At 64.8% G+C, this 19,174-nt stretch carries 16 protein-coding genes; 7 read left to right on the top strand and 9 right to left on the bottom strand.

Translation table 11 applies throughout. The annotated features are described in order from the left end of the window. Nucleotides 1-4 precede the first annotated feature (4 nt). The 4 genes from LQ954_RS09475 to LQ954_RS16255 all read right to left on the bottom strand — a co-directional run bounded on the left by LQ954_RS09475 (nucleotide 5) and on the right by LQ954_RS16255 (nucleotide 4,950). Nucleotides 5-742, bottom strand: a complete 738-nt coding sequence (locus LQ954_RS09475) for an HNH endonuclease (RefSeq protein ID WP_231022873.1) — start codon at nucleotides 740-742, stop codon at nucleotides 5-7. Nucleotides 743-1,251: 509 nt separating this feature from the next. After that, a complete protein-coding gene (locus tag LQ954_RS09470) occupies nucleotides 1,252-1,947 on the bottom strand; it encodes an HPP family protein (protein WP_231022872.1) in 696 nt (231 codons plus the stop codon). A 6-nt stretch (nucleotides 1,948-1,953) separates the two neighbouring features. After that, nucleotides 1,954-3,726, bottom strand: coding sequence for a DUF885 domain-containing protein (locus tag LQ954_RS09465; RefSeq protein WP_231023029.1), 1,773 nt, complete (start codon nucleotides 3,724-3,726; stop codon nucleotides 1,954-1,956). 396 nt (nucleotides 3,727-4,122) lie between these two features. Then, on the bottom strand, nucleotides 4,123-4,950 hold the full coding sequence (locus LQ954_RS16255; protein WP_330999959.1) for a cold-shock protein: 828 nt from the start codon (nucleotides 4,948-4,950) through the stop codon (nucleotides 4,123-4,125). A 283-nt stretch (nucleotides 4,951-5,233) separates the two neighbouring features. Between LQ954_RS16255 and LQ954_RS09450 the strand changes: the two genes are divergently transcribed. The 5 genes from LQ954_RS09450 to rpoN all read left to right on the top strand — a co-directional run bounded on the left by LQ954_RS09450 (nucleotide 5,234) and on the right by rpoN (nucleotide 9,648). Beyond that, entirely contained in the window at nucleotides 5,234-5,854 is a 621-nt protein-coding gene (locus LQ954_RS09450; protein ID WP_227771821.1) for a ribonuclease D, read from the top strand. 143 nt (nucleotides 5,855-5,997) lie between these two features. Beyond that, nucleotides 5,998-6,636, top strand: coding sequence for an LPS export ABC transporter periplasmic protein LptC (lptC, locus tag LQ954_RS09445; protein WP_227771822.1), 639 nt, complete (start codon nucleotides 5,998-6,000; stop codon nucleotides 6,634-6,636). A 6-nt stretch (nucleotides 6,637-6,642) separates the two neighbouring features. Further along, nucleotides 6,643-7,164, top strand: a complete 522-nt coding sequence (locus LQ954_RS09440; protein ID WP_231022871.1) for an LptA/OstA family protein — start codon at nucleotides 6,643-6,645, stop codon at nucleotides 7,162-7,164. A gap of 102 nt (nucleotides 7,165-7,266) precedes the next feature. Continuing rightward, nucleotides 7,267-8,043 (top strand): LPS export ABC transporter ATP-binding protein, encoded by a 777-nt coding sequence (lptB, locus tag LQ954_RS09435; protein ID WP_227771824.1) that lies wholly within the window; start codon nucleotides 7,267-7,269, stop codon nucleotides 8,041-8,043. A 120-nt stretch (nucleotides 8,044-8,163) separates the two neighbouring features. After that, nucleotides 8,164-9,648, top strand: a complete 1,485-nt coding sequence (gene rpoN, locus LQ954_RS09430; RefSeq protein ID WP_231022870.1) for an RNA polymerase factor sigma-54 — start codon at nucleotides 8,164-8,166, stop codon at nucleotides 9,646-9,648. Between the two features lie 54 nt (nucleotides 9,649-9,702). Here the strand turns inward: rpoN and LQ954_RS09425 are convergent, their stop codons facing one another. From LQ954_RS09425 to LQ954_RS09405, 5 genes are all read right to left on the bottom strand, one after another. Further along, a complete protein-coding gene (locus tag LQ954_RS09425) occupies nucleotides 9,703-11,508 on the bottom strand; it encodes an acyclic terpene utilization AtuA family protein (protein ID WP_231022869.1) in 1,806 nt (601 codons plus the stop codon). 93 nt (nucleotides 11,509-11,601) lie between these two features. After that, the gene (locus LQ954_RS09420) at nucleotides 11,602-12,891 is read right to left on the bottom strand and encodes an adenylosuccinate synthase (RefSeq protein ID WP_227771826.1); all 1,290 of its coding nucleotides are present in this window, start codon (nucleotides 12,889-12,891) and stop codon (nucleotides 11,602-11,604) included. A 111-nt stretch (nucleotides 12,892-13,002) separates the two neighbouring features. After that, on the bottom strand, nucleotides 13,003-14,100 hold the full coding sequence (locus tag LQ954_RS09415) for an ATP phosphoribosyltransferase regulatory subunit (RefSeq protein WP_227771827.1): 1,098 nt from the start codon (nucleotides 14,098-14,100) through the stop codon (nucleotides 13,003-13,005). 377 nt (nucleotides 14,101-14,477) lie between these two features. Next, a complete protein-coding gene (gene serA / locus LQ954_RS09410; RefSeq protein WP_231022868.1) occupies nucleotides 14,478-16,055 on the bottom strand; it encodes a phosphoglycerate dehydrogenase in 1,578 nt (525 codons plus the stop codon). 120 nt (nucleotides 16,056-16,175) lie between these two features. Continuing rightward, nucleotides 16,176-17,327 (bottom strand): phosphoserine transaminase, encoded by a 1,152-nt coding sequence (locus LQ954_RS09405; protein WP_231022867.1) that lies wholly within the window; start codon nucleotides 17,325-17,327, stop codon nucleotides 16,176-16,178. A gap of 252 nt (nucleotides 17,328-17,579) precedes the next feature. Here LQ954_RS09405 and LQ954_RS09400 point away from each other — a divergent pair, with 252 nt between their 5' ends. Further along, nucleotides 17,580-18,197 (top strand): extensin family protein, encoded by a 618-nt coding sequence (locus tag LQ954_RS09400; RefSeq protein WP_231022866.1) that lies wholly within the window; start codon nucleotides 17,580-17,582, stop codon nucleotides 18,195-18,197. Between the two features lie 80 nt (nucleotides 18,198-18,277). After that, complete coding sequence (locus LQ954_RS09395; RefSeq protein ID WP_231022865.1) at nucleotides 18,278-19,162, top strand: LOG family protein; 885 nt, start codon at nucleotides 18,278-18,280, stop codon at nucleotides 19,160-19,162. The last annotated feature ends 12 nt before the right edge of the window (nucleotides 19,163-19,174 follow it).

Here is a 19,174-nt window from a genome sequence, read left to right as displayed (position 1 = left end):
GAATTTATCTTCTGAAGCGGAGCGCTAGGCGGACCGCCTCTAAATCCAACGGGATTCGTTTTCGGTGTGCCATTCGGTGGCAGTTAGCACACAGTACGGCAAGGTCAGAAAGCTTAGTCCTGGTTCTGCGGTGTAAGGTATGGACGGGCTTTGTATGATGCACCTCGACGTAGCCGGCCCCTAACTCGCCATAGGCTGCTTCAAAGTCGAAATTGCATACCTCGCAAGCCAACGACCCCGCTGCTGCTGCAGCGTTACGCTTCTCTTTCACAAGCTTGGGGTCGCGCTCATACCGCTTGTGAAGGCGCATGATGACGCCGCCTTCCTCGCCTTCGTAAGGCTCAGCCGCTGGCAATTTTGCAACGACCGCTTCATCGGCGTTGGCGACCGCTTCTCGAATTGCCGCTGCATCCGCTGCTAGATCGGCAGACCGGCCTTCGTATTCCTTCCATAACACCGCCTCTAGGCGATTGCCCCGCGTCATGCCGACCTTGCCTTGTTGTAGATAAGCAGGATCTGACGAACGGAAATTCATCACTTTAAGATAGACACCATTGCGGTTTCGAAGGGTGTCGCTGCCGCCGCCGCCGTTCAGCCGATGCATTTTGTTCAGAACAACAGATAACTGCTCAACAGCTTCATCGTCCTTGCCGGTCGGGTTGCCGCCGGTCTGAACATAAAGGTCTAATGCGAGGATCAACTCATCCCTCGACCAAACCGGATTGCGGATCGCCTTATCCATGATGCCATCGTAGGCGGGGGATAGCGCCATGCAAGTCGATCCGCTTCATACGGCACCAGCGAGCAGACAAACTTCGCTCGCTGAACACAGTGGCCGCGCGGTGCAATTCCTGTGCAATCATGCCAGGAAATTGGGGTAACACGGGGGCATGATCAGGGAAAAGCCGGGGACGCAGCAACAGGCTCCCCGCTGCACCTAAGCGCGATGACTTGGGGGCCACGGTGGGGGCCACATACCAAGCCTAAGACATATATTGTTTCTAGCGCAGATACTTACAGGCATTGAGCGAGTCCTGCACGCGGCACCACTTCCCGTCGAACACGGGCGCCAGGCCCAAGGCAAAGTTCGGCCTTTCCCGTTATTCTCTCGATGGTTCGCGGAGTGACCGTTGGTTTCTCCAGCGAGGCGCAACTGCTCAGCCCATGGCAGACCGCTCCTTTATCTCTTCGCTCGGCCGCGTTCAGGCTGAGCTGGATGTGCAGCTCGGCCACAAGGGGCATTGAGCTCCGTTACCTAGCTCCGCGCCTCCTGCCCTGCCCGGACCTTATCCTTGCATGGTGGGACACGCGGGCGACGAGCAACGCGAGGTCTTCGGGGCTGATGTCGAACGTCTCGCCGAGGTCAGCAAGTGCGCGATCGATGTCCTCGGGATGAGGGTCCGAGACGCGATCGGTCTGCTGGGGCAGCGAAGGGGCGCGGTGGGGATAAGAATGGTGGGAGAAGCGGTGGAACAGCAAACCTGCGAGGGTCAGGAGCACGGCGTTGATCCCGACCGGCACCAGCGCAAATAGATAGCCCGCGGATACGACGGCGGGCCCGCCAACCACGGCGGTCAGCGCCGCCGCACCGCCCGGCGGGTGCAGGCAGCGCAGCAGCGACATGATCAGGATGGCAGCGCCTACCGCCACGCCGGCGGCCAGCGCCACATCCGGCACGAGCCGCCCGACGGTGATCCCGACCAGAGCGGAGATGATGTTGCCCCCGATCACTGGCCATGGCTGAGCAAGCGGGCTGGCCGGCACCGCGAACACGAGCACGGCCGACGCCCCCATCGGAGCGACAATCATCGGCAGCGGCGCCATGTCCTTCAGCAGAAGGAAACTCACCGCTGCGGTGATTACGATTCCCGCCAGTCCACCAGCACTGGCGACCACCCGATCGCGCAGCGATCCGCCGGCCAGAATTGCGCGAAAGAGTGGAACCACGCCCGCTTACCGCTGGCTCGCCGTCCAATCCGCGACTTTCCGTTCCAGCACCGGCATCGGCAAAGCGCCCGTATCCAGAACAGTGGCATGAAACGCGCGCGGATCGAAGCGATCGCCCAACGCACGCCGCGCCTCCGCTTTCAGGCGAAGAATGGTCAGCTGGCCGATCTTGTAGGCGAGCGCTTGCCCCGGAATGGCGATGTAACGCTCCACCTCCGCCACCGCATCGCTTTCAGGCATCGGCGAATTGTCGAGCATGTAACGAACCGCTTGGTCGCGGGTCCAGCCCTTGGCGTGAATGCCCGTGTCGACCACCAGCCGCATGGCGCGCAGCATCTCATCGTTCAGCCCACCCATCCGCTGATAGGGATCGGTTTCAAGCCCCAGCTCCGGATAGAGCGTCTCGGCATACAGACCCCAGCCTTCGGAAAAAGCCGTGTTGCCGCCGAAACGCATGAAGGCCGGCAAACTGGCATTTTCCTGAGCGAGACTGATCTGGAAGTGGTGGCCGGGCACCGCCTCGTGGAGATACAGCGTCTCCATGCCCCACAGATAGCGGTTCGGCAGATCATAGGTGTTATAGTAAAAGACACCGGGGCGCGAACCGTCGGGCGTGCCGGACTGATAGGATCCCGCCGCCGCCGTCTTTTCCCGGAATGCCGGAACCGGCCGGATCTCGAGCGGTGTCTTCGGGATCAGGCTGAACTGCTCACGGACCCGCGCATCGACCTTCTTTCCGACCGCCGCGTATCCCGCTGCGATCTCTTCGGCGGTTTTCGGCTGGAAACGCGGATCGGTCCGCAAATGTTGGAAGAATTCCGGCAACGTACCCTTGAACCCGGCGCGCCCCTTCTGAGCTTCCATTTCGGAAAGGATGCGCGCCACCTCGGAAAGGCCGAGTTCGTGCACTGCCTCCGCCTTCAGCGGCAGAGTGGTGCTGTTCTCGATCAGATATTCGTACCAGGCGGCGCCACCCGGAAGCGCTGACAAGCCGACGGTGTCCCGCGCACGCGGCAGATATTCGTTCTGAAGAAATTCGCGCAAGCGTCGGTGCGCGGGATTGAGCACATCACGCACCTGCTGGGCATAGGCCTTGGTCAAGCGAGAGCGTTCGGCCGCCCCCACGGCGTCGGGGAACTTCGTCACCGGTTCATAGAAAAGCGACGCCTCCGGCGCTCCGGCCAGAATGTGATCCAATTGGCCGATCACATTCTGCACGACCAGCTTGGGTGGCATGATCCCGCGCTTCATGCCCTCACGTGCACGGGCGATCATACGATCTACCACCTGGGCATATTGAGCGTTGCGTTTCAGGTTGTTGTCGTAATCGAGCACCGTCTTGAACGGCGCCGCACCTTGGCTGGAGGCGAATTCCGGATAAAAGGTCTGCAATCCGCCGAAATGGTTGATCGGCAATACTTCGCTGATCCGCAGCAGAGCGGGCGTATAGCCCTTCAGATCACGCTCCCGATCCGACTTGAACACATCATAAGCAATGCGGTCCACCGCAGAAAGGCGATCGCGGTTCACTCGGCCCAGCGCCTTCAGATCATCAACCAGAGCCTGCCGCTCCGCTTCCTCGTAAGCGGGGGTGAGGTAATCGCCCAAGCGATCGGCATAGCGAAGGTCGCCGCGGAAGATCGCCTCCACGGGATTGCGCCGCAGCCTGGCTTCGTCGCTGTCGTTGAAGATCTGGCGCAGCTTGGCACCCTCGGCAGCGGCGTCACCCGCAGGCACGGCTGAGCCGGGCGTCGCCACCGGGGCCTGGGCGGCGGCCATAGCGGGAAGAGCAACAGACAGAAGCAGCGGAAGCAGGACGCGCAAGGTGGGTGTGCCTTTCGAGTGGGTTGCGCCCGGATCGGGGCAAGCGGCCATTTGCCAGTATTAAGTGTCTTTTGAAATGCTTCTCGCAGCGGCGATCGAGATAACCGCGAGGGGTTGTTCGCTAACTCGCTCGAAAACTGGCGCCCGATCGGGCGAGAGCATGGGCCGCGATGGGTCCGCACCATGGCGCCGTGCGGTCGCGCTTTCCGGGAGGCACGGCGGCTCGCGCCATCTCACTCGCCGCTGGGGCGTTTATGCCCGCTGCCGACAGCCAGCAGCGTCCCTAAACGAAAATGGGCCGCCCGGTTGTCCCGGACGGCCCTTCCCTCTCCTATTTCGAAGCGGGGAAAATTAGCTGGACGAAGAAAGATTCACTGCCGCGTACTTGCCGCGACGATCAACTTCGAGTTCGAAGGACAGGCGATCGCCTTCGTTCAGGCTGGACATGCCAGCACGCTCGACAGCCGAGATGTGCACAAAGGCATCAGGCTGACCATCGTCGCGCTGGATGAAGCCGAAGCCCTTCATCGCGTTGAAGAACTTGACGGTTCCCGTGGCCTTTTCGCCAGTCAGCTGACGCTGCGGGCCACCGGCACCGGCGCCACCAGCACGCGGCGCGCGCTCGCCACCGAAGCCGCCCTCGCGCGGTGCGCGGTCGCTCACCGGCATCGGCTCGCCTTCGATCTTCAGCTCGGTCGCCGAGATGCGGCCACCGCGGTCGACCAGCGTGAAGCCGAGCGGCTGACCTTCCGCAAGAGCGGTAAGCCCGGCCTGCTCAACAGCAGAGATGTGGACGAACACGTCTTCGCCGCCGTCATCACGAACGATGAAGCCGAAACCCTTCTGGGCGTTGAAGAACTTTACAACACCGGTGCCCTCGCCGACGACCTGCGGGGGCATGCGGTTCCCACCGCCGAAGCCACCGCCGCCGCCGCCGCCGCGGAAGCCACCGCCGCCGCCGCCGAAGCCGCCGCCGCCGAAGCCGCCACCACCGCCGCTACGGAAGCCGCCACCGCCGAAGCCGCCGCGGTCACCGCCGAAGCCGCCGCCACCAAAGCCGCCGCCGCCGAAACCGCCGCCGCCGAAATCACCGCCGCCGAAATCGTCGCCACCGAAGCCGTCACGCTTGTCGCGCCCGCGTCCGCCACGATTGCCGCGGCCACCTTTTTCGTAACCCATAAACCCTGTTCGTCTTCCCGCTCCGCCCGCAAATCAGTTTCAAGACCCGCGCGATGGACGGCCGGCGCAGGGCTTTGTGACGCGGAAGCTGGTGCGCCACAGGACTCGTCATAGCGCATCGGCGCGCCTGCTGCGAACAGATTCGTCGTGAAAAGCAAGTATTGCGCATCGATCATTGCGCAACTGTCGCGTTCAAAGCACAGGTTATCGCGCTAACAACCATTGTATCACCCGTTTTCCGCGGGTTGTTGAGCCTGACGGCGCCCCGCGCTACGGCGGGCGAATGGCCGTTTATTTTCATGAAGAAGATCTTCCGGGCGATGTGTTCGCACCCGGCGCCCCGCTTGCCGTCGACACGGAGACGATGGGGCTCATCACGCCGCGCGACCGGCTCTGCCTCGTGCAGATCTCGGACGGGCTGGGTGACGAGCATCTCGTCCGCTTCAATCCGGGTTCCACCTACGCCGCGCCGAACCTGCGTGCGGCGCTCGCGGATCCTGCCAGATTGAAGCTATATCATTTCGGCCGCTTCGATATCGCGGCGATCCGGCACTATATGGGGATTGTTGCCGCCCCGGTTTATTGCACCAAGATCGCGTCGCGTCTGGTCCGCACCTACACGGACCGCCACGGGCTGAAGGAATTGGTGCGCGAGCTGCTGGGGCAGGAAATTTCCAAGCAGCAGCAATCGTCCGACTGGGGCGGGCCGGAGCTCAGCGAAGCACAGCGCGAATATGCTGCCTCCGACGTGCGGTATCTGCATCGCCTTCGTGACGAGCTCGACAAGCGACTGGCGCGCGAAGGACGCACCGAAATCGCGCAGGCGTGCTTCGATTTCCTGCCCCATCGCGCCGAACTCGACCTGGCTGGCTGGCCGGAGGTGGACATCTTCGCGCATGCTTGAGGACCGTTTCGGCTCCCCGGCCATGTTCGTGCAGTGCCGGCAGGCGCGAATCGAACAAACCGGGGCAGCGCGAAACTTTCGCGGTCCTCCGCGTTTGGTAAGTTCCGCCTCGGCGGGAGGGTTCACGGCGGGGAAGCGCGCGCATGTCTGAAATCGCGGTCCGGGAACGTACGCGGCGTCAGCGATGGGCGGCCCCGGGGAGCCGGCACGACCGGATCATCTCCATCACCCACTGGCTGCTTCCGGTGCTGATCGGCGTGCTCGCGGCATTTCTGGTCATGGCGCCGCTGACGACCGCAGGGGACGTGTCGTTCGTGCTCGACAAGAACAAGGTCGAGGTCGCGAAGGAACGCCTGAAGATCCAGCGCGCCCAATATCGCGGGTCGGACGCGAAGGGGCAGCCGTTCACGTTGAACGCCGGCTCCGCCGTCCAGCGAAGCTCCGCAGAGCCGATCGTCGAGATCAGCAAGCTGGCGGCGCAAATCCGCCTTCAGGACGGACCGGCCACGTTGACCGCCCCGACCGGCCGCTACGATATGGAAAGCGAGCGGGTGAAGGTCGACGGCCCGATCGCCTTTCGAGGTCCGAACAACTACACGCTCGATACTCAGGACGCGACGGTGGACCTGAAGACGCGCAAGCTGCGCTCGACGGACGGCGTGACCGGCACGGTTTCCCAAGGAAGCTTCAGCGCAAACAGGCTTGATGCGGATCTGGAGGCCAGAACCGTCACTTTGCGTGGCAATGCCCGCTTGCGCGTGAACCCGCGAGGGGCGAGATAGCGCGCCATGAAACGCGTGGCCCTCCTCGCCCTTCTGTTCGCATCCGGCGCGATCGCGCAGACGCGTCACAACACCAACGCCCCGATCGATTTCGGTGCCGACACGATCGAGCTGCAGGATCGCGCCAATCGGGCGGTGCTTTCCGGCAATGTCGCCGTCCGGCAGGCGGAAATGTCGCTCAACGCTGCGCGAATGACCGTCAGCTACACGGGACAGGTGGTTGGCGGTAATCCGCAGGTATCGCGCCTCGACGCCGCCGGCGGCGTCGTCGTGCGCCGGCCCGACCAGACGGCGCGCAGCCAATATGCCGTGTACGATCTGAACCGGCGAATCATCACCATGGTGGGCGCGGTCAGCCTGACGCAGGGCGCGAATACCGTGAATGGCGGGCGGCTGACGATCAATCTCGATACGGGACGCGCCGTAATCGACGGGTCATCGGTTCGTGGTGGCACCGGCGCCGGAAACGTCACGACGGCTCCGTCAGGCCGGGTCACGGGCACTTTCTCCGTGCCGAACCGCAACTGATCGAAAGAGGGCTTCCGCCACGCCGCAAGCTCATGCATGATTCCTGCCAAGTCGGTACGCGGCAGCGTGCCGGCCGGGCGAGCGCAAGGCTGCAGACGAACGATGGACGATAGTACCACCCTCTCCCATGCGGAGCCCATCCACGAGGCGCCGATCTCGAGCGGTCTTCAGGTCGTTTCCATCGCCAAGTCGTATGACAAGCGCGTCGTCCTGAGTGACGTGTCCGTGTCTGTGGCGCGGGGCGAAGTGGTTGGCCTGCTCGGCCCGAACGGCGCTGGCAAGACGACCTGCTTCTACTCGGTGATGGGTCTGGTGAAGCCGGACGCTGGCCGAATCATGCTCGACGGCGAGGACATCACTGGCCTGCCCATGTACCGCCGCGCGATCCTGGGTCTGGGATATCTGCCGCAGGAAACGTCGATCTTCCGTGGTCTGACCATCGAGAAGAACATCCTGACCGTACTCGAACTCGCCGAGCCAGATGCTGCCGCGCGGCAGCGCAAGCTTGATACGCTGCTGGAGGAATTCGGCCTGACGCGGCTGCGTGATGCGCCGGCAATGGCCCTGTCCGGCGGTGAGCGGCGCCGCGCGGAAATCGCCCGCGCGCTGGCGGCCGACCCGACGATCATACTTCTCGACGAGCCTTTCGCCGGCATCGATCCGCTGTCGATCGCTGACATTCGCGCATTGGTGAAGCAGCTGAAGCAGCGCGGCATCGGCGTGCTGATCACCGATCACAATGTGCGCGAGACGCTGGACATCGTCGACCGTGGCTACATCATCTACGATGGGCGCGTGCTGTTCACGGGCGCGCCGGCGGATCTCGTCGCTGATCCGAACGTGCGGCGCCTGTATCTGGGCGAAGAGTTCTCGCTCTGAGCCGATGGGGATGGCCGCCATCATCGTCATTCCGGCGACAGATGGGATCGCATGGGGGCAGGCCAGGCGGGGCTGCGGCAACACCTCGCTGATCAACTCACCCGCGAAATCCGCTGCCCGATGAGCCTCGCGCCGCGCCTCGATCTACGCCAGTCACAATCGCTGGTGATGACGCCGCAGCTGCAGCAGGCGATCAAACTGCTGACGCTATCCAACCTCGAGATCGAGGGCGTCATCGCCGAAGAGATCGAGAGGAACCCTCTTCTTGAAGCCGTCGCGACCTCCGATGAGGCACCGGTGGCCGAGCGCGAGCCCGATCTGGTCCGTGACGAACCCGCCCCGGCCGACGAACTCGTTCTCGCCGGAGAGGCGGCCGGTGAGACGCTCGACGTGGATATCGCCGCGGAGCGGTTCGATGACAGCCCGTCCGACAGCATGATCGGCGCGGGCGACGGGCTTGGTGTCACCGGCGCGGCCGGGGGTCTGGGCGAGGACGCCCCTGATCTCGATGCGTTTGCGGCCGCCAGCCCGACGCTTGCCGATCATCTGCTCCATCAGGCTGGCGAAGTGTTGGCGGGCGCGGACCTGTTCGTCGCCCAGCATCTCATCGACCTCATTGACGAGTCCGGTTACCTCACCGCCAACCTGCTCGACGTTGCCGCACGGCTCGGCGTGCCGCTGGCGCAAGTCGAGCGGGTTCTCGCCGTTATTCAGACCTTTGATCCCACCGGGGTGGGCGCGCGCGATCTGGCCGAATGTATCGCGCTACAGGCCAAGGAGGCGGATCGCTATGACCCGGCCATGGCCCGGCTGATCGATCATCTCGACCTCGTCGCCCGGGGCGATCTTCCACGGCTGAAGCGCATTTGCCAGGTCGATGACGAAGACATGGCGGACATGATCCGCGAGCTGCGCAACTATGATCCAAAGCCGGGCGCGCGCTTCGGTGGCGAGCCGATGCAGGCCGTGACACCCGACCTTCACGTGCGCCGGACGCGCGGCGGCTGGCTAGTGGAACTCGACAATTCCACCTTGCCGCGCGTTCTGGTAAACCGGCGCTACCATGCGGAACTCTCTTCCGGGCCGCAGGACAAGGCGTCGAAGGCGTGGCTTGGTGACATGCTGGCCAGCGCCAACTGGCTGGTGAAGGCCCTGGATCAACGCCAGAAAACCATCATCCGCGTCGCGACCGAGATCGTGCGACAGCAGGAATCTTTCTTCCTTCACGGCGTGTCGCACCTTCGCCCGCTCACCCTGCGTCAGGTGGCAGACGCGATCGAAATGCACGAGTCCACCGTCAGCCGGGTGACGTCGAACAAATATCTGAGCTGCGCGCGCGGCCTGTTCGAGCTGAAATACTTCTTCACCTCCGCGATCCAGGCCGCCGATGGCGGCGACGCCGTGTCGGCAGAGGCAGTGAAGAGCGCGATCAAGAGCCTGATCGCCAACGAGGGCGCGAAGGTTCTCAGCGACGACACGTTGGTTGAATTGCTCAACGCGAAGGGCTTCGACATCGCGCGACGCACCGTGGCGAAATATCGCGAGGCGATGGGCATCGGCAGTTCGGTGCAACGGCGCCGCCAGCGCGCGCTCGGCGGCGGTTAGACGCCGAGGGAGCGCGTGCCGCTCCCTCGATGTCGACAGGCCCTGAGCGGCCTTTCAGGCCAGCAGGCGGCGCGGCACCTTTACCTTCATGTCCAGCAACTGCTGCCCCTTGCCCTTGGCAAGCGCATCGAGGCGGAGGCTGGCAAACTGCCCGCCGCCGAGTGACTGGATGCAGTGGAGGTTGATCGCATTCATGCCCGGTAGTTCGTAGCGTCGCACCTCCGGGTGGCTGGCGCCTTCGAACTCATGCGCAAAGAAGGCCTTCACCGCCTCTTCCGTCAGCCCGGCGCGGATCCAGGGCAGGAACTCCGGGCGGCGCGCAATCACGCCAACGTTGAAGGCATTGCCCTTGTCGCCGGAACGCGCCCAAGCAATCTCGATCAGCGGCACTTCGATCAGGTCATCATCGCTGGCCGTATCGCCACCCGGCGTCGGTCTTACGATCATCGTCTCGTCAAACGGTGTGGACGGTGCAGGATTGGCAACAGTGATCGTCTCGCCGCCCAGCGACACCTGGGCCGACACGGACCCACCATCGACCAGGAACGAAAACACCTGCGACACCGGCGAGATGGTCGGCCGCGCGCCGAACCAGCCGGTCGAGCCGACACTCATCGACGTGGTCGGCGAGTCAAACTCGCGCATCATGATGCCCAGCGCTTCCGCATCTTCGTGCTCGGCACCAATACGGGCGATCACCTCGCGGGTGGCAGACAGCGTCGGGTTCGCCTGCGCGCCATAACTTGCCTCGGTGCCCAACAGTTCGACACGGGTATCGCGCAGCGGCGGCAGGTTGCGGCCGCGCAGCATTTCGCCCACCCGCGTCAGCACCGCCTCCGCCTGTGCTTGCGCCTTCTTCGCGGCATCGCGCCCGACCACCGGCATGATGCCGATGAAGCGGTGGCCATTCTCGAAGGTGACACAGGTCTTGAGCTTACCGGTCGGCGGGTAACCCTTCGCATTGGACACTCGCACCCGCCCCTCACCATCGGCGGTAACGCTGAGCTGCGAGAAATCGCACACGACATCCGGCAGCGCATAGGCCTGCGGGTCACCAACCTCATACAGGATCTGCTCCGATACGGCCGCTGGGGAGACGAGCCCGCCCGTGCCTTCCGGCTTGGTGACGACGAAGTCGCCATCAGCGTGGCACTCGATGATGGGATAGCCGATGTGCGCCCAGTCCGGCACCTTCTCCCAATCGGTGAACAGGCCGCCAGTGGCCTGCGCGCCGCATTCGATGACATGGCCGGCCAGCGATCCCGCCGAAAGCTGGTTATGATCGTCCGCGCCCCAGCCGAACTCATGCATCAGCGGCCCAAGCGTCAACGCGCTGTCCACCACGCGGCCAGTGATGACAACATCCGCCCCGGCGGCCAGCGCCGCCGCGATCGGGCCGCCGCCAAGATAAGCGTTGGCGGTCCACACCTTCTTCGGATCGGGGAACGGCGCTTCGTTGAACATCTCGACCACGCCCGTTGCGGCGAAGTCTGGCACACGATCGATCAGATCGTCGCCGGTCACGATTGCAATCTTGAACGAAAGCCCGGCTTCGGCAGCAATCTGTTCCATGCGGGCGCGACATGCCTCGGGGTTCACGCCGCCTGCGTTGGTCACGACCCGAACGCCCTGCTCCTTGAACTCGCGCAGATTGTCCTTCCACACCCATTCGGTGAAATCGCGCGCATAGCCTTGATCGGGCCGCACCTGCTTAAGCTGGCCGAGCGGCGCCATGGTCGCTTCGGCGAGGTAATCGAGGATCATGTAGTCGAGCACGCCGCTTGCCAGCAGCTGCGGCGCTGCAACCGAACTATCGCCCAGGAAGCCGCCTGCGCCTCCGATCCGGACCACCTTGGCCATATCACTCTCCCGCATGTTTTGCAGGAGCCGTAGAGGAAACCGGCGATGAGGCAAACCACCCCTCCCCGTGTTCACGGGAAGGGATGATGCGGCTTAGTCGGCGAACGGATCGCGCACGAGGATCGTGTCCTCGCGTTCCGGACTGGTCGACACGAGGGTGACCGGGCAGTTGATCAGTTCCTCCACGCGGCGGATGTACTTGATCGCCTGTGCCGGCAGGTCGGCCCAGCTGCGCGCGCCGGCGGTCGACTGCGACCAGCCTTCCATCTCTTCGTAGATCGGCTCCACCGCAGCCTGATCGGCAGCGTGCGACGGAAAATAGTCCAGCGTCTCGCCGCGCAAGCGATAGCCGGTGCAGATCGAGATCGTCTCGAACCCGTCGAGCACGTCGAGCTTGGTCAGCGCGATGCCAGTGATGCCGCTCACCGCCGCCGACTGGCGTACGAGCACCGCATCGAACCAGCCGCAGCGACGCTTGCGGCCAGTAACCGTGCCGAACTCATGGCCGCGTGTGCCGAGGCGCTCGCCGGTCTCATTGTCGAGCTCGGTCGGGAACGGGCCGGAGCCGACGCGGGTGGTATACGCCTTGGCGATACCCAGCACGAAGCCGACCGCGCCTGGCCCAAGGCCCGATCCACCAGCGGCCGTCCCGGCAATCGTGTTGGACGAGGTGACGAACGGATAGGTGCCGTGATCGATGTCGAGCAGCACGCCTTGCGCGCCTTCGAACAGGATGCGGCGGCCCGCGGCGCGTGCCTCGTTCAGGTCACGCCACACCGGCTTCGCGAAGGAGAGGACGAAATCGGCAATCTCGCGCAGATCAGTCAGTAACCGCGCGCGGTCGATCGGCGGCTCACCGAAGCCGGCGCGCAGCGCGTCATGATGGGCGCACAGGCGGTCGAGCTGCGGATCGAGATCGTCGAGGTGCGCCAGATCGCAGACGCGGATGGCCCGGCGGCCGACCTTGTCCTCATAGGCCGGGCCAATGCCGCGACGTGTGGTGCCGATCTTGCCCGCGCCGCTCGCATCCTCGCGCAGGCCGTCGAGATCGCGGTGGAACGGCAGGATCAGCGTGCAGGTCTCGGCGATCCGCAACGTATCCGGCGACACCGTAACGCCCTGGCCCGACAGCTTTTCGACCTCGGCCTTGAGCGCCCAGGGATCCAGCACCACGCCGTTGCCGATCACCGATGGCGTGCCGCGAACGATGCCCGACGGCAGCAGCGACAGCTTGTACACCTGTTCGCCCACGACCAGCGTATGCCCGGCATTGTGACCGCCCTGGAAACGGACGACCATGTCGGCGCGCTCGGCCAGCCAGTCGACGATCTTGCCCTTGCCCTCGTCGCCCCACTGGGCTCCGATCACCGCAACATTCGCCATGGGTACAAGACTCCCCCTGCCGGGATGATCCTGCGCGCCCTTCGACAGGACTCGGTACGCAGGAGGGTCCAAAAATCGCGCCGCGCCGGTAGCCGTGGCGCGGCGCCGCTGTCAACCAGCCAGCGACCGCGCCTCGCCGTCAACGAACAGGTGGGTGCACAATTGCGCTTCGGGCGTGTCGCCGGCGGCAAGTGCGGCAACCGTTGCCCAGCCGGCCGCACGCATCGCCGCGCCGTCCGCTTCGGACGTGCCCATCGGCAGGAACAGCCGCCGCCGCTTGCTCGCGCCATCGCCAGCAATCGATGCCGCGAACAGCGAGAAACCGGTCGCCGCTTCTTCCGCGCCGTCTTCATGCATCAGCGTATAGGTGCCACCCCGCCCGACCTCGCGCGTCGCCCCTTCGGCAAACAGCGAGAACCCAAGCCAAGTCTGATATTCGAAGCCATGCCGCTCGGTCGGATCCAGTGTCAGCGTGGCACGCCCCCCAAGCGCCGCCGCAATCGCCTCCAGCCCGTCGAGGCGCGAGGATAGGACGCCGGCGCTGTCGAACGCCCGCAGCCGCGCAATTGCGGCCTCGAACGGCCCCGCCGCCTCGATCAGCGGAAGATATTCCGGCGCGAGCGCCGCGACGGCACCCGCATCCTTGGCATCCAGCCGATCGCGCAATTGCTCCACGTCGCTGACCGGCAGCGGTCCCGACGACAGCGTCTCGACCAGATCGGGCAAGGTGAAGTCAACCGACACGCCGGTTGCGCCAGCCGCCGCCAGCGCCTCGACCGCAACCGTCACGATCTCTCGCGCAGCCGCCACCGAATCGAGTCCGATCAGCTCGCAGCCGATCTGCCGCGCCTCGCGATCGGGCTGCAACGCGCCGCCGCGCAGCTTCAGCACCGAACCGGCGTAGCTGAGCCGTACCGGGCGCGGGTGGTGCGCCATGCGCGTCGCGGCGATGCGGGCGACCTGCGCGGTGATGTCGGGGCGGATCGCCATCGTCCGCTGGCTCACCGGATCAACGAACCGCACCGCATCCGCCAGGCCGCCGTCTTTGAGGCGAGAGGCAAGCCCGTCGGCGAACTCGGCGAGCGGCGGATCGACCCGCTCATAGCCGTAGGAATGGGCGACGGCGAGCACGCGCGATTCGACCGCTGCCGCGGCGTCGGCATGCGGCGGCAAGCGATCGCGAAACCCTTCGGGAAGCAGCGTCGTCATCCTATGCGCTCGCCCCGATCAGGGTCGCGGATGGGAAGGAAGCAGTCGACGGCACGACGGCGATCATCTGAAAGGCACCTCGTTCAAATTCATCAGTTCATCGGCGCAGCGTCGCACGATGACGCGAAAGCAATGCCGTTCCAATCATCGGGATCAGGCGGCGTCCAGCGCCTCGTTGCCCGCAAGGGTGCCGGCGTCAACCTCGATGATGCGCGCCACCACAAGGCAGCCATGCCGGAACGCGCGACGGGCAGGAATCCCACCTCAAAATTAAATGGCCGCGACACCAGGTGCCGCGGCCGGATCATTGCCGGAACCACAGTCGGCGCGGCCATTTTGCTCCGGAGAGAGGCCGCGCAAGCTCCGGACCAAAGGGCTTAGAAGCGAAGCCCCATCGCGGTCTTCACGCCCGGCAGCGCCTTCACCTTGGCGAGGAGGTCGGCGGTAACCGGCTCGTCGACCGACAGCAGCAGCACGGCCTCGCCGCCCGCCTGGCGGCGGCCGAGATGGAAGGTGCCGATGTTGACGCCGGCCTCGCCCAGCGTTGTGCCGAGGCGGCCGATGAAGCCGGGTGCGTCCTCGTTCACGACATAGAGCATCGCGCCGGTGAGATCGGCCTCGACCTTGATGCCGAACAGCTCGACGAGGCGCGCGGCCTGATCGCCGAACAGCGTGCCCGCGACCGACCGCTCGCCATCGGCGGTACGGACCGAGACGCGGATCAGCGTGTGGTAATCGCCCTCACGCTCGGTGCGGATCTCGCGCACTTCCATGCCGCGCTCGCGCGCCAGCAGCGGCGCGTTGACCATGTTCACCGTATCGGTCTGCGTGCCAAGGAAGCCCTTCAGCACTGCGCTGGTCAGCGGCTTGGGGTTCAGCTCCGCCGCGGCGCCTTCCATGTGGATCGAGATGCGGTCGATCGCGCCATGCGCCAACTGGCCGACGAGGCTGCCGAGCTTTTCGGCAAGGCCCATGTACGGCTTCAGCTTGGGCGCTTCCTCAGCCGTCAGGCTCGGCATGTTGAGCGCGTTGGTGACGCCGCCCGACACGAGATAGTCCGCCATCTGTTCGGCGACCTGGATCGCGACGTTCACCTGCGCCTCGGTGGTCGAGGCGCCGAGGTGCGGCGTCGAGATGAAGTTCGGCGTGCCGAACAGTGGGCTCTCCTTGGCCGGCTCGGTGACGAACACGTCGAGCGCGGCGCCGCCGATATGGCCGCTGTCGAGGCCTTCCTTGAGCGCGGCCTCGTCGATCAGGCCGCCGCGCGCGCAGTTGATGATCCGCACGCCCTTCTTGGTCTTGGCGAGATTTTCGGCCGACAGGATGTTGCGGGTCTGATCGGTCAAGGGCGTGTGAAGCGTGATGAAGTCGGCGCGGGCGAGCAACTCGTCCAGCGTCGCCTTCTGCACGCCGAGCTCGATCGCGCGCTCCTCGGTGAGGAACGGATCGTAGGCAACGACCTTCATCTTCAGCCCGAGCGCGCGATCGGCAACGATCGAGCCGATGTTGCCCGCACCAATCAGGCCGAGCGTCTTGCCGGTGACCTCGACGCCCATGAAGCGGTTCTTTTCCCACTTGCCCGCCTGGGTCGAGCGATCCGCCTCCGGCAGATCACGCGCCAGTGCGAACATGAGGGCAATGGCGTGCTCGGCCGTGGTGATCGAATTGCCGAACGGCGTGTTCATCACTACGACACCCTTGGCCGACGCGGCGGGGATGTCGACATTGTCGACGCCGATGCCGGCGCGCCCGACGACCTTGAGGTTGGTCGCCGCTTCGAGAATGTCCTTGGTGACCTTGGTGGAGCTGCGGATCGCGAGGCCGTCATATTGGCCGACGATCGCCTTCAGCTCTTCCGGCGTCTTGCCGGTGATTTCGTCCACTTCCACGCCGCGCTCACGGAAGATCTGCGCGGCCTTGGGATCCATTTTGTCGCTGATGAGAACTTTTGGCATCTGTCGTGTCCTAGATACAGCCGTCATCCCCGCGGAGGCGGGGACCCATAGCCGCTGTCCGAGCGGCTCCATCGACGACCTGCGTGTATGGATTCCCGCCTTCGCGGGAATGACGATGAGTCAGCCGGCCTTGGCGGTTGCGTAGGCCCAGTCGAGCCACGGGCCGAGCGCAACGATGTCCGCGGTGTCCACCGTGGCGCCGCACCAGATGCGCAGGCCCGGAGGGGCATCGCGATAGCCGCCGATGTCATAGGCGGCGCCCTCTGCCTCGAGCAGCGAGACCATCTTCTTGATCACCGCTTCGTCGGCGTCGACCGTGAGGCACACGCTGGTGGTCGAGCGCGAGGCCGGATCGGCCGCGAGATGCCCGAGCCAATCGCGGGCGGCGACGATCTCGTCGAGCGCCTTGGCGTTCGCATCAGAGCGCGCGATGAGGCCGTTCTCGCCCAGCGACTTCGCCCATTCGAGGCTGAAGATCGCGTCTTCGACGGCCAGCATCGACGGGGTGTTGATCGTCTCGCCCTTGAACACGCCCTCGGCGAGCTTGCCCTTGGAGACGAGGCGGAACACCTTCGGCAGCGGCCAGGCGGGCGTGTAGGTCTCAAGCCGCTCGACCGCGCGAGGGCCGAGGATCAGCACGCCATGCGCGCCTTCACCGCCCAGCACCTTCTGCCAGGAGAAGGTGGCGACATCGATCTTGTCCCAAGGCAGGTCGTACGCGAACACGCCGCTGGTGGCGTCGGCGAAGGACAGGCCCTCGCGATCGTCGGCGATCCAGTCGCCATTCGGCACGCGAACGCCGCTGGTGGTGCCGTTCCAGGTGAACAGCACGTCGTTCGACCAATCGACCTGGCCCAGATCCGGCAGCTGGCCGTAATCGGCGCGGATGACATTGGGGTCGATCTTCAGCTGCTTGACGGCGTCCGTCACCCAGCCTTCGCCGAAGCTTTCCCAGGCGAGCGCGGTGACCGGGCGAGCGCCCAGCATCGTCCACATCGCCATTTCGAAGGCGCCGGTATCCGAACCCGGAACGATGCCGATGCGGTGAGTGTCGGGGAGCTTCAGCAGCTCGCGCATCAGATCGATGCAATATTGGAGGCGCTGCTTGCCGATCTTTGAGCGGTGCGAACGACCGAGCGTGGCATCGGCCAGCTTGGCGGCATCCCAGCCCGGCGGCTTGGCGCAGGGACCCGAAGAGAAATAGGGTCGCGCCGGCTTGGTGGCGGGTTTCGCAGACGCAAGAGTGGCGTCGGCGAGCGTCGTATCAGTCATGTCTGACTCTCCTTACAGAGAGCACGCGCGGCGTTGGGACCGCGTGGCCCGCCGACGGCTCTAGTGTCGGCAGCGTAACGTGGCAACCGCCGAACGGTGCCCCGGACTCGGCTCGGCCTCTCGCGCGCTCCACTCGGCCCGCCTCTTGCCGGTCTGGCTTTCTTTTTGACAAATCGTGAAAAAAGAAGGGTGCGGGGTCGCGCTGCGACGCGAGTGGGGGAAGTCGTGCGTTCTGTTTTTCTTTTCGCCTTCGTGGCGACACTCGCCGCCTGCGGCCGATCCGACCCGCCAGCCCGCTCCGATTCGCGCACGCCCGTCAGTCGCGTGGAAGGGCCATCGCCTCGCGAAACAGCGCAATGCCACCGCGATCTGCGCGAACTCGGGGTCGCATTCGAGCCGCTGCCCGATCGCAGCTTCGGGCCCGGCTGCGGCATCGTCGGTACAGTCAAGCTGCTGGATATCGGCGTGCCAACTACGAACTTGGGCGCGGTGCGCTGTGGTCAAGCGCTTACCTATGCGCAATGGGCGCGCAACGCCGTGGCACCCGCCGCCTACCAGATTCTGGGCAGCGAGCTTGCGAAGGTAGAAAGTATGGGCAGCTACAACTGCCGCAACGTCGCCGGTACTGCTCGCCGTTCCGGCCACTCTGTTGCGAATGCCATCGACGTCGGCGGCTTTCTGCTGAAGGATGGCCGCCGCATCAGCGTGCTCAACGACTGGAACTCCCCGGATCCGGACGTGCGCCGCTTCATGCAGGTCATCCATGCTTCCGCATGCAAACGGTTCGGCACAGTGCTCGGCCCAAACTACAACAGCGCGCACCGCAACCACTTCCATCTCGAGGCGGATCGCGCGCGCTTTTGTCGCTGATCCACCCCGCGCAAGCGTCGGCGCCCCTCAATTAAAAAGCGGATCGATCCGGCCTGAAAACTCATCTAAGGCCCTTCGAAATGACAGAAACCCGCGTACCGAGCCGCACCTTTCCACGTGCGCGCCAGGATGCCGAGTCGGCCAAGACCGGCATCTCCACACCGCAAACCGAAAATCCGGCTTACCGCCTCGCCTTCCAGGATATGGACTTCCTTCTCCGCGAGGACCTTCGCCCGGTGCGGTTCCAGCTTGAACTGCTGAAGCCTGAGCTGCTCCTCGAGGAGGCGCATATTGGCTCCACCTTCGTCGTTTACGGCTCGGCCCGCATTCCGGAGCCTGCCAAGGCGCAGGCGATGCTGGAAATGGCCGATCCGGCGCACCGCCACATTGCCGAGCGACTGGTCGCCAAGTCGAAATATTATGAGATGGCGCGCGAACTCGCCCGCCTCGCCAGCAACTTCCCCCGCGACGAGCAGGGCATGCGCCACTTCGTGGTGTGCTCCGGCGGCGGGCCGTCGATCATGGAAGCCGCCAATCGCGGTGCGACGGACGTCCATGCCGAATCGATCGGGCTGAACATCGTTCTGCCGCACGAACAGGCGCCCAATCCGTATGTGACGCCGTCGCTCTCGATGCAGTTCCACTATTTCGCGCTGCGCAAGATGCACTTCCTGCTGCGCGCTCGGGCGCTCGCGGCCTTCCCGGGCGGCTTCGGCACGTTCGACGAATTGTTCGAGCTGCTGACGCTGATCCAGACCGGCAAGGTGAAGCCGATCCCGGTGCTGCTGTTCGGCCGGGAGTTCTGGGAAAAGGTGGTGAACTTTGAGGCGCTGGTCGAGGAAGGCGTGATTGCCGAGCGCGATCTCGACATCTTCACCTACGTCGAAAGTGCCGCCGAAGGCTGGGCCGTCGTGCAGCGCTTCTATCAAGAGCGTGCGCAACAGGATCCGACACCACCGGCCTGATGCGGCCAGCGA

Source organism: Sphingomonas sp. IC-11, from assembly GCF_021043365.1.
GTDB lineage: Bacteria > Pseudomonadota > Alphaproteobacteria > Sphingomonadales > Sphingomonadaceae > Sphingomonas.
This window is presented reverse-complemented; position numbering and strand designations above follow the sequence as displayed.